The following is an 11,482-nucleotide window of genomic DNA, read 5'->3' as shown; positions in this document are numbered from 1 at the left end:
ATTGGGTTATCTTTCACCCAAGCAGTATGAGCAGCAATATAAAGAATCAGTAATCTGAAAAACTCAGAATGTGACCAAAAATCCTGCGTGGATGATGTTGTGATTTTCAACGTCCTCCACGCAGGATGGACCAAACGCAGTGCGGTAGGCTTTTATACTTGGGCGCTCAATTTTTAGTGTCTACTTTCTTGACTGAAGTCCAATATATCGCGATTTGTGACCGTTGACTCCGTTTATGTGCGGATTCACGTTTAAAATAATGATTTTTCTTTCTAAAGTGTCACATAAATGAATATATGGGGCGTTTGGACTTCTTTCCACACACCGTAGACAGTAGGCAGAAACGTAAACCGCATCGCCCTTATGCTCTGGCGTGCATAAGGGCGATTCTTGACCACCGATGTTGCACTTGTGCTCTGGAGTGCATAGAAAACACGGGGGCGTCTTTTGACCACCGATGTTGCACTTGTGCTCTGGAGTGCAATCAACCACTTGTACTTGAAAGTAAAGGCCGATATCTTATGTTCATACCATTTAGAAGTGAAGCAGCCATTAGAAAGCTCCAAACTTCAACACGTGCATATTACTCAATGCTCGTTGCGCTAGAAAAACGATCGAGCCAGCGAAAATCTCCATTTAACGATTGTACACTTACCTGTTCGTTGACAATTGTAATAAATTTTCCATCTCCAATATAGATGCCAACGATTGTTGGGTCATCAAAAAATATGAGGTTTCCGACTTGTAACTCCTCAATGTGAACGTCATCACCGAAATCTCTTAGCTCATCCCAGCTTGTTGGCAATTGAACGTCTTCCCCTTGCTCATAAATATGAACAATAAATGAAAGAGAAGTATCATTGAACGATTGACCAATGAGTCCCTCTGCTACTCGGGCCGCTCCATTTTCTTCGGTTTGGTGTGTATAGGTATTTGCACCAATAAACCGAGGTGGCCAGTAGTCACTCGTTGTAAGATCAATGACAGTTACTCCATTGGCGACGGTCGCCGCAATCATTTGATTGTTCCCAATATAGATGGCGGGGATAATGCTTGAGCCTTGGAAAAATAACACGTCGCCAGGTTGTGCATCTGCGTCACCTATTGGTGTCCCCTGCTCCATTTGTAATCTCCCAAAACGGGGCATATTGTAGTCCCACGCTTTTTTAAAGACATACTGCACAAGTCCTCCTGTATCAAACCCTTGGTTTGAATTGTTACCACCTGACTGATAGTCTGAACCTAATAATTGAAAGGCTTCATAAACGACATCATTTTCAAATGAAATGGTTAGATCATCAAATCGCTTCGCCCCAGTGAAATGGTCCCGCCAATATTGTGTCATATGAGAGATCGTTGTCTGCCCTTCTTCTCCGGTAGCATGAACGATGTAATCATCACCCAAATAGACCGCTGTATGAGAAATATCAGACTGCCACGTACCGGAGAAATAAAGAACATCACCAGGCTGAAGCTCATCGTCCAAGTCGATCGCTTCTATATCGGCTCCTTCAGGAATCATCGTCTCTCCTACTTCCCACTGCTTATAGCTAATGCGCGGCAAATAGATGTCCATCGCATCGCGAAAAAGCATTTGCACTAAAAACGAACAATCAAACGCATCCAATGTACTGCCCGTCATTAAATATGGTGTTCCTAAATACTTCATCGACTCTCGCACTACCGGATGGTCGGCGTTTTCGTACGTGGACGGATGAGCTTTCTCAAGTAGTTCACCGGTATAACGGACCGCACCAACATAACGCTCTTCATAATAGCGATTATATTCCATGTGTCGCTCCTCAACACCCGACGATGTCGCTATAATAAATTGGTCATTTTCAGCATAGATGCCAACGATGAGTTCTTGCTCATCATTTTCGAAGAATACAAGATCTCCAGGTTCGAGCTCGTCTCGCTCAACCGAGTCACCGGTTTCAAACAATGAAGCTGTCCGCATCGACAACCAACTACCTGTAATCTCTTCAAATACATAAAACACGAATGATCCAGAGTGAAACCCTTCATCCGGGTTTGTGCCAGAACGATTGTACGGACTCCCAATCAGCTCTCTCGCCAGTTCAACAATTTCATCGTCTGTAGAAACTGGTGGTTCAGTGCTTTCAAAATGCCTTGCGCCAATATAGCGCTCACCCCAATAACTGCTCGTCTCCATATTCCGCTCAGAAATGCCTTCACTCGTCACAATGACAAATCTTCCGTGACCAATATAAATTCCTGACATTAAGTACGAACCTTGGAAAAAGACGGCATCACCAGGCTCTGGTTCCGATACAGCATCACCTTCAATCCATTGTTGGACAGCGGACCGCGGCAATGAAATTTGTTTTGATTCAGCGTACACATGTTGAACAAATTCCGATGTGATCCAATTCTGAACATTCTCCCCTAACAAAACAATCGCTAGTGTCGCTGCTTCATCAGTTACATCATGATCAAACCGAACGGCTCCAGTGTATGCATTTTCCCAATATGCACTCGAATGTAAGTTTCGTAGAGAGATTCCCTCGCTCGTCACGATGACAAAGTTCCCCTCACCCAAGTAGATGCCAGACATCAAGCCTGTCCCTTGGAAAAAAACAACGTCTCCAGCTTGTAACGCCTGCTTCTCAACGGGCTCACCGACTTGTTGTTGCTCGTGGGCTAAACTTGGGATATTTTTTGACTTCGCTTCTCGGAAAACATGCTGAACAAACTCAGATGTTAACCAGTCGCCTGAACTTTCCCCTATCATCTGCTCGGCTAGTGCTGCTGCAGGATCGGTTAGTTCTTCTGCTTTTGCTACTCCAGAGAAACTAGCCATCATCACTACGAGAATCATGCCTATTAATCGAATGATCAGCTTCCCCACCACCTTATTTGATAAATGAATTGCAAACTCTCATTATAGGTGATCATCGCTCAACATGACGATGGGCATAAGTTACTTTATATACACTCTCTCAATAAAAAAGCTACGAGTGTCCACTCTCGTAGCTTTTTTGTCTAGTATGGATCTGATGATTGACCCATTTCACGTGATTTCTCTACACCTTCATCATGTTTTGCTTTCGTGCTTGCGATTTGCTTCTCGATACCTTCTTTTAGTCGTTTGCCGTATTCTTGATCGGCTTCTGTACAGTTTTTAATCATCGTTTCTTGAATGCGAGTATCCGCATCTGCGAGCGCTCCAGATAAGTTTGTAATGAGCTCATCACGCTCCCAATCATTGAACCTCCGCCACGTCTCACCTGCTTGTCCAAAGTTATTCGGGCGATCAATTGCTTCACGAACGAGCTTTCCGTGAATTTCGGGTTCATGAAACTTGCGACCTTCTCGATCTGCTTCTTGTAAGCTTCCAATTAAGGAAGGTTCATAATTGATATGTGGGTTATGACTCTTCGGACTATCGACGTGATAAGCCATTTGGCCATCTCGTTGATTTGTGGCGACTCGTTTTTTCGGCGCATTGATTGGCAACTGCAAGTAGTTGGCGCCAACACGATAGCGCTGAGTGTCGGAATAACTAAACGTCCGACCTTGCAACATCTTATCGTCAGAGAAATCCAAGCCATCGACGAGTACACCGGTTCCAAATGCTGCTTGTTCTACTTCTGCAAAATAATTTTGTGGGTTTTTATTGAGCGTCATTTTCCCAACTTTATACCATGGGAACTCGTCTTTGTACCATAGCTTCGTGTCATCTAATGGGTCAAAGTCAAGTTCTTTATGTTCACCGTCTTCCATAATTTGTACGTAAAGTTCCCATTCTGGATACTCCCCATCTTCAATGGCCTTGTACAAATCTTCAGTTGCATGATTAAAGTTCTGACTTTGAATATCATCCGCTTCTGTTTGGGTCAAGTTTTTGATGCCTTGCAACGGCTCCCAGTGATACTTCACAAGAACAGCTTTGCCTTCTGCATTAACCCACTTGTACGTATTCACACCAGACCCTTGCATTTGCCGGTAATTCGCAGGAATTCCCCACGGACTAAACAAAAACGTAATCATATGTGTAGATTCCGGACTGGAAGCAACAAAATCAAAAAACCGCTCCATATCTTGAACATTTGTGACTGGATCTGGTTTAAATGCATGCACCATATCAGGGAATTTTAACGCATCTCGAATAAAAAAGATCTTCAAATTATTTCCGACTAAATCCCAGTTCCCGTCTTCTGTATAAAACTTGACGGCAAAACCCCTAGGATCTCGCAACGTTTCTGGGGAATGTGTACCGTGAATAACGGTTGAAAATCGTACGAATACTGGCGTTTTCACTTTTGTGTTCGTGAACACTTTCGCTCTCGTATACTTGGAAATATCGTCATCTCCAACTTTTCCATACGATTCAAAATATCCGTGCGCACCCGCACCACGCCCATGAACGACACGCTCTGCCACCCGCTCTCGATCAAAATGACTCATTTTCTCTAAAAAGTCGTAGTTTTCAAGAGTAGAAGGCCCTCGGTTTCCGACCGTACGAATGTTCTGGTTGTCTTTGACCGGCTGACCTTGTCGATTTGTTAGTGTGTCATCATTCTCATTTTCTGCTTTTCGTTCATCATTTGCGTCCCCTGCGCCATCTGCGTTCGTTCCAAATGCACGCCATTTCTTTTCATCATCCATGTTGCTTCGCTCCTTCGCCTAGATGTTCCGAATTCAGTTCTATCGTTACCTGATCGGAAAAATCTATGCATCAAAACAATCCGTTACTGGACCTGACCAAACGGCTTTGTTCATATCAATGCGGTCATTACCGCTAAAGGGCACACCTTCATTTTCAAGCAGTTCTTTTTGAATGTCTGATCCCCCAAATACATGGTCTGCTGCTAGCGTACCATCTCGACGCACGACCCGGTGAGCTGGAATACGAGCACCGTGAGGCGTTCTTTGCAGTGCCCAGCCAACCGCCCGAGCACCTCTCGGGTTGCCGAGCCACCGTGCAATGAGACCGTACGTCGCAACAGAACCTGGCGGAATTTGTTTTGTGAGCACATATACTTCTTCGTAAAAGTTACTCATGAGCCATCCCCTCTCGTTCCGACATCGGAACCATACTGCCCCCTGTCGACCAGACGAGGTGTGTAGTCTGTTTCCACGCCGTTTCAGTGAAATTCATTTCTATGTAACGTTTACCTGCTTCGGTATGTTCGAGCAAGTCTCGTCCTGCCAATCCAATCGCCGCTGAAGGCTCGAGGTAGATGTTTTGCTTAGAAAACATCTTTTTTTGGAGTTGAATCAACGTTTCATCACGCACCGTCATACACCCGCTCAAAAAAGGTTCGATTCGTTGACCGACAAACCGAGATGGCGTAGCCACAGCTAAACCGTCGGCAATCGTTTGATTTGTAAGGCCCGTATTATAAACTGAAACGCTGTCATGAAGGCCCGTAACAAGTCCGAGTAACATCGATGGAGATGCGGTTGGTTCCATCATGAACCCATGCACATGCTCACCAAATTGCTGTTTTAAGCCGTAAAGAACCCCACCAGGGCCACCACCTACCCCACAAGGCAAATACACAATGAGCGGATGGTTCGCATCGACACGGATGTTTTGTTCTTTCATTTGTCTCTTAACGAGAATTCCTGCCGTGCTATATCCCGCAAACAAAGTCTCTGACAACTCATCGTCAATAAAATGCCACTTCTCTTGTTTTGCCGCTTCATTTCGACCTGCTTTAACTGCAGAGCTGTAGTCTTGTTCGTGTTCTGTAACAATCGCACCGACGTCTCTAAGTTTACGTTTCTTCCAATCGCTTGCTTCTTTTGACATGTGTACTTCAACCGTGTAGCCAAAGGCCCGTCCAACGGTTCCGATGCTTAAGCCTAGATTGCCAGTAGAGCCAACGACAAATCCATAGGATGAAAAGATTCGCTTCGCTTCTGGGCGAGCGAGTTTCTCATAGTCGTCGTTTACAGAGTGCAACAGCTTGTGTTTGAAAGCAATCTGTTCGGTCACGTACAGAACTTCATAAATCCCCCCTCGCGCTTTTATTGAACCCGAGATCGGTAACAGGTCGTCCCGTTTCATCCACAGGTCTGTACCGAATTGATTATCGACAGGATGAATGATTGAATCTAATCCATCAATCTCTACACTTACATCTGTAAACAATAGAGACAGCACCGGTAAAAATCGTTGAATGCGCAAGAACGCGTCTTCTGTGGTTTGTTGATCGGCTAAAAATGAGTGATCTGTCGGTTCGTAATTAGGATTTGTCCATAGATTGGCTCGTTCCTCTACAACCCAATCTAACCCTTGTTGTTGCATCCACTCTTTCAGTTGCATGAGAATTCCTCCTATTTGATGGATTATTGGCATGTTTGTCCACCCGAAACGATATGTTAATACACAGGCAATCTTTTCGCCGACTACTTTTGGTTGAAAGGGCGTTTCGGATGTATGTGACAAGAAAACAAAGTCCGATCTCGAAACTGATCTATCGTTGTTTCATGGTGTCTACCGGCGCCGCCTTAACCGCGGTTGCGATTCAACTTTTTCTTATACCTAATATGGTCATTGACGGAGGCGTCATTGGGGTCTCTTTAATTTTAAATCAAATCACCGGTTTAGGCTTTGGGTTATTAGTTCTCATTATCAATTTACCGTTTTTATTTTTCGGATTAAAGCAAATCGGTCCACATTTTTTTCTTACATCGTTGTTTGCCATTGTCGTGCTTGCCATTTTAGAGCAGCAATTGGCTCATATGGATTCGTTTATTCATGAACCACTCGTATCAACACTTTTCGGTGGGTTTATTCTAGGTGCCGGTATCGGCATTGTCATTCGCCACGGCGGGGCGTTAGACGGTACTGAGATTATCGGGATTCTTCTTACGAGAAACCTGCCCTTTTCTGTCGGTGAATTTATTATGTTTGTGAATATCTTTATCTTTGCATGGGCAGGGTTTGTGTTCGGTTGGGAGCAAGCGATGCTCTCAATTATTACGTATTTTGTTGCCTCAAAAACGATCGATGCCGTTTTGCAAGGAATTGACGAAACGAAAGCCGTCATGATCGTGTCCAACAAGCATAAGCGGCTCAGTTCCGAGATTGTTCACCGTCTCGGCCGCTCATTAACTGTCATGACCGGGCACGGGGCTTTCACTCATCGGGATAAGGAAGTGCTCTATATTGTTGTTACACGACTTGAAGTGCTTAAACTGAAATCCATTGTTTTTGACATTGACAAAGAAGCTTTTATTACCGTCATGGACGCTCAAGAAGTTCATGGCGGGAAATTTAAAAACAAGTTCCACAATTAAAAACAATTGTTGTGCTACACTAAAAGAAGAGTATACGGAAAGGAGGCGTTTACATGCCTCAAGAAAACGCCCACCACTTTGAACCTAAAGACATCACAACACAAGACATGTACAAACTGATGACCGGATCGGTCGTCCCCCGGCCAATTGCTTGGGTTTCGTCGCAACACGAGGACGGCACACGCAATATTGCTCCGTTTAGTTTCTTTACCGTTGCGTCAAGGCAACCACCTACGTTGCTTATTTCAATTGGTCCAGGAACTCAAAATCGCGAAGGCACCGTAAAAGATACGTTAGAAAACATTCGCTCAGTGAACGAATTTGTCATCAATATCGTGCCTTTTCATCATGCCGATGAGATGTATACAACGTCCTTACCCTATGACCAAGAAGTAGACGAGTTTGCTAAAAGCGGCCTCACTGCTGCACGATCGAAACTCGTTTCCCCACCTTCGATTTTAGAAGCACCAGTCGCGTTCGAATGCACGTGCACTCAGATTATCCCTGTCGGCACAGATCACGTCATTCTCGGTGAAGTGATCCATACGAGCATCGATACCGCTGTTTATAAAGGGAACTACAAAATCAATTACGATCACTTTGAACCCATTGCGCGAATGGCTGGTGACTATCGCAGATTAGAGCCTACATCTTTTACACTACCACTTCATCCTAATAAGTGAAGGCAAAAAGGCGGAATGTAACATGCAGTTTGTATTTGATTTGGACGGCACCCTCATTTTTGAAGGCAAAAAAATGTCAGAAAACATTACGAACACGTTGCTCGGTTTGCAAACGGCTGGTCATACGGTCACATTTGCATCGGCGAGGAGCATCCGGGACATGCTACCCGTCCTTGATCAAAGGCTGGTAGACGCACGGCTAATTAGTGCAAATGGGGCTGTAATCTGGGAGGAGCGTCAGCTACGACGTTTTGTCGGCATTGACACTGATACATTCGCAAGAATGCAAAGTTTACTGCACTCCATCGGCGCCACGTATCTCGTGGAAGCAAGTACGGACTACGCCGTTGTTGGAAATGACGCCGAACGATATCTTCCTAGCTACGTGCATCTGGCAGAAGCATCGGCTAAAAATGTGGACGAGCTCCCGTTTATCGGAAAAATACTCGTCCTAGGTTGCCAAGATCCGACCCCACTGCTTGAAGCGATCCCAACGATGAATGTCACACGGCATCGCCATCAAGGGGAAGCTCGGTTTGATTTGACCGCAAAAAACGTGAGCAAACACCAAGCTTTTCAAAGTGTTTGCGTAGAGGAGTTCGTCGTTTTCGGCAATGATTTGAATGATATCCCGCTGTTTATTCAAGCTAACCATAGTGTCATCGTCGGTGACTTTCCCCCCGTACATATACATGCAAATGAACAAGTTCCAATTACAAGTCGCACAGAAGCTGCACTCGTTGAAACCATACAAAAACTTGCTGAAAAATACGGCACATAAAAAGCAACAGCTACGAGGTGGCTGTTGCTTTTTATCGTTTATACGCGCTTTGCTTTTCCTTTTTTAATAACGATACGACGAAACGGAAATTCTTCCTCTTTATTAGGAATTGGGAAGCGATTAAATTCCGCTACAATCGTTCGTTCATACTCAGCAATGACCTTCATCGTCTCGCCTTCATATGTGACCGTCTCTCCAATAGTAAACAAGCGTTCTTTCTCTTCCATTTCATTCACCATACCTTCTACGATAAAATCGCTTCAAGCCATTTTATCATATCAGGAACCATCTGACGAATTTACAACTTCTCAAAACCTCTTTCGTAGTACTCATTTATCTGTTGAATAACAGATGGTTCTTCTCGGCCTGCTCCGCTCAACTTTTCCGTTGATTCTCTCGTTTTTCCGTTCATTGCCATCCTCTCCCTCTCCTTTGTGTTGTAATAGTGTATGCTCATTGTATCTTTTTGTTATAATACAGTCAACAATTATTTTAATTTTTATATAACACAATACCGCAAACCCGCATGGTTAATACTCTTTATACACAAAAAATACGCATATCCACAGGTGATATGCGTATTTTTGTTATAGACTTTATAACTCATTTTTTAGTTTTGTTGTTACAACACAGAAGGGCGTATGTGTAATTGCTCGTCCATCACAGAAACAAGCTGCGAAACGTCAGGCTTCTGAACTTGTTGAGTGACGCCAACTTGCTCATTTCGCTCTCGTACATTTTCACTTACCATCGCTGAAAATAAAAGAATCGGTAAGTCTTGATGCACAGAATTCCTTCTTAATTCATTCGTTAACTGGTGACCTGTTATTCCCGGCATTTCCAAGTCTGTAACGAGTAGCCCGCAATTGGAGTGGTCGCCCTCCAAAAGATAGGTCAACGCATCTTGACCGTTTTTAAATGTCGTCACATTTGTATACCCAGAAGCGCGTAAGAAGTCCTCAATCGACCTTAGCATCATCACAGAGTCTTCTATGAGTACGATGTGTTGATTGCTTCGTTCTTCAACGTACATTACCTTCTCAGTCAATCCTGTATCCAGCCGTTCATCATGAATTTCCATAATAATCTTCTCATAATCGAGAAATTGTACGGTTTCATTATCCATCTTCACATAGCCTGTCGCTAGATACTCTAACCCTGCAGAAAGCTCATCGGTATTGTGTACTGACGCCCAATTGATGTTATAAATGCCTACAACACCATCCACCGCAAGTACCATCGCCTGTCCGTTCACTTCCACGACCATCATCTTCTCATCACCAGTTGATAACGAGTCTTCTAACGCCAACACACGATGAAGTTCAATGACAGGCACTGCCTCATCGCGAAACTGTACCGTACCTGACACGTAACGATGCCGGTTTGGGGTTGCTGTTATCGATCCTCGGTGAATCACCTCTTTCACTTTTAATATATTTATTGCAAAAGATATGTCACCTACACGATAGACGATAATCTCAAATTCGTTTAAGTCTTCATTCACATATTCGGTTTCAAAGAATGAGCTACTTCCCATGATCGTCACCCTCTCTATCTTTATTATCGGACGCCCATTGCCTTCATTTAACAAGAAAGTCCATGAATATTTGAAAACACTTGATTGCGGGTAGCCATTCACCAATCGCAATCGCCAATAACACCCAACTTTTAGTAACTAACCGATGAATTTGTCAAAAGTTACGCAAAAAACACCGCAAGCGAAAGCTTGCGGTGTTACGTCTCGACAAATTCTATCGATTAATCTTCACGTAAGTCTTCAATAGAATCAATGTTCATATATGAAGGGACGGTAAGTCCTAGAGCGGCTTCACCGTCTACGTTTGGCCCAAGGTCTACGAATTGATCTTCCATTTGTGCATAATATTCTTCATGCGTGTACGGTAACCAAGCCGCAACCATACCGTCAGCATCGCCATTGGCAATAGCTGTGAACATAATGTTTGCTTCCATTGAGCTCATGTTTACTTCATAACCAATGCTCTCTAGTACAAGAGCAACAACGTTTGTTGAAGCAATCTCAGTTTCCCAAGGAACGTATGCAAGGTCAATTGACTCGCCGTCAACTTCGCCAGCATCCGCTGTCCACTCAGAAACAACGTCTTCGTTCGCGTCGATCCAGTTTTGTGCCGCTTCTTCTTCAGCAACGCCTTCGCTAATTTCAAGCATCACTTCATCCATATCAGCCGCTGTCCACGCAAAGTTATCAAGAACCGCAAAGCCTTCTGGCTGATCTTCCTCTAGACCTTCACGTACGATCGTGTGGATGCTTTCTGCTTCACCGAAAGACAACTCTGGGTCATCAAGAATCTTCAGGTCCATCGCTTCAAACTTCCAGTGAGGCGTCCAACCTGTCACAAGAATCGGCTCTTCATTCTCATATGCGTTTGCCAACTCTTGTGTCATCGCTGCGGATGAACTCGTTTGCACACTCCATCCTTCTAAGTCGTAATCTTCAATCGCTTGCTCTGCAGCAGCTACTACACCAGCACCTGGGTCAATGCCGACGATCGTATAGTTAACCTCTTCACCATAGTTCGCTGTTTCACCGTTATCATCGGTGTCGTCCTCGTCGTCTGCTTCCTCACCCGTGCCATTATCGTCTGTTGAATCTACACCGTTGTCATCGCCATCATCTGTGCCGCAACCTGCAGCTACAAGTGTGAAAGACAAAGCAGATGCAAGACCGATTCTCTGCCAGTTCTTTTTCATAAAAAACTTCACT

10 protein-coding genes are annotated in these 11,482 nt (G+C 44.3%); 3 read left to right on the top strand and 7 right to left on the bottom strand.

What is annotated here, in order from left to right; all coding sequences use genetic code 11:
* Window positions 1–583 precede the first annotated feature (583 nt).
* The 4 genes from ACE1TF_RS02960 to ACE1TF_RS02945 all read right to left on the bottom strand — a co-directional run bounded on the left by ACE1TF_RS02960 (window position 584) and on the right by ACE1TF_RS02945 (window position 6,298).
* Complete coding sequence (locus ACE1TF_RS02960) at window positions 584–2,872, bottom strand: NlpC/P60 family protein (protein WP_375014064.1); 2,289 nt, start codon at window positions 2,870–2,872, stop codon at window positions 584–586.
* Window positions 2,873–3,006: 134 nt separating this feature from the next.
* Entirely contained in the window at window positions 3,007–4,632 is a 1,626-nt protein-coding gene (locus ACE1TF_RS02955; RefSeq protein ID WP_375014062.1) for a catalase, read from the bottom strand.
* Between the two features lie 63 nt (window positions 4,633–4,695).
* Window positions 4,696–5,028 carry an MGMT family protein gene (locus ACE1TF_RS02950; RefSeq protein WP_375014060.1) on the bottom strand — a complete coding sequence of 111 codons (333 nt, stop codon included), beginning with the start codon at window positions 5,026–5,028 and terminating at the stop codon, window positions 4,696–4,698.
* Window positions 5,021–6,298 carry a D-serine ammonia-lyase gene (locus ACE1TF_RS02945; RefSeq protein WP_375014058.1) on the bottom strand — a complete coding sequence of 426 codons (1,278 nt, stop codon included), beginning with the start codon at window positions 6,296–6,298 and terminating at the stop codon, window positions 5,021–5,023. Before ACE1TF_RS02945 ends, ACE1TF_RS02950 begins: the two co-directional genes overlap by 8 nt.
* 110 nt (window positions 6,299–6,408) lie before the next feature.
* Here ACE1TF_RS02945 and ACE1TF_RS02940 point away from each other — a divergent pair, with 110 nt between their 5' ends.
* The 3 genes from ACE1TF_RS02940 to ACE1TF_RS02930 are packed head-to-tail and all read left to right on the top strand — an operon-like array spanning window position 6,409 to window position 8,739.
* Window positions 6,409–7,275, top strand: a complete 867-nt coding sequence (locus ACE1TF_RS02940; RefSeq protein WP_375014056.1) for a YitT family protein — start codon at window positions 6,409–6,411, stop codon at window positions 7,273–7,275.
* Between the two features lie 53 nt (window positions 7,276–7,328).
* Window positions 7,329–7,958, top strand: coding sequence for a flavin reductase family protein (locus ACE1TF_RS02935; RefSeq protein WP_375014054.1), 630 nt, complete (start codon window positions 7,329–7,331; stop codon window positions 7,956–7,958).
* 22 nt (window positions 7,959–7,980) lie between these two features.
* Window positions 7,981–8,739: an HAD-IIB family hydrolase gene (locus tag ACE1TF_RS02930; protein WP_375014052.1), complete on the top strand. Its 759-nt coding sequence runs from the start codon at window positions 7,981–7,983 to the stop codon at window positions 8,737–8,739.
* A gap of 38 nt (window positions 8,740–8,777) precedes the next feature.
* Here ACE1TF_RS02930 and ACE1TF_RS02925 read toward each other — a convergent pair whose 3' ends face one another.
* The 3 genes from ACE1TF_RS02925 to ACE1TF_RS02915 form a co-directional block, all read right to left on the bottom strand.
* Window positions 8,778–8,966 carry a hypothetical protein gene (locus tag ACE1TF_RS02925; RefSeq protein ID WP_042396715.1) on the bottom strand — a complete coding sequence of 63 codons (189 nt, stop codon included), beginning with the start codon at window positions 8,964–8,966 and terminating at the stop codon, window positions 8,778–8,780.
* Window positions 8,967–9,361: 395 nt separating this feature from the next.
* A complete protein-coding gene (locus ACE1TF_RS02920; protein WP_375014050.1) occupies window positions 9,362–10,276 on the bottom strand; it encodes a chemotaxis protein CheV in 915 nt (304 codons plus the stop codon).
* 221 nt (window positions 10,277–10,497) lie between these two features.
* The gene (locus ACE1TF_RS02915; RefSeq protein WP_042396723.1) at window positions 10,498–11,469 is read right to left on the bottom strand and encodes a glycine betaine ABC transporter substrate-binding protein; all 972 of its coding nucleotides are present in this window, start codon (window positions 11,467–11,469) and stop codon (window positions 10,498–10,500) included.
* Between the last annotated feature and the right edge of the window lie 13 nt (window positions 11,470–11,482).

It is taken from the genome of Geomicrobium sp. JSM 1781026 (assembly GCF_041949955.1).
GTDB lineage: Bacteria > Bacillota > Bacilli > Bacillales > Marinococcaceae > Geomicrobium_A.
Note: the sequence above shows the minus strand (reverse complement) of the source record. Positions and strands in the feature narration are given on the sequence as shown.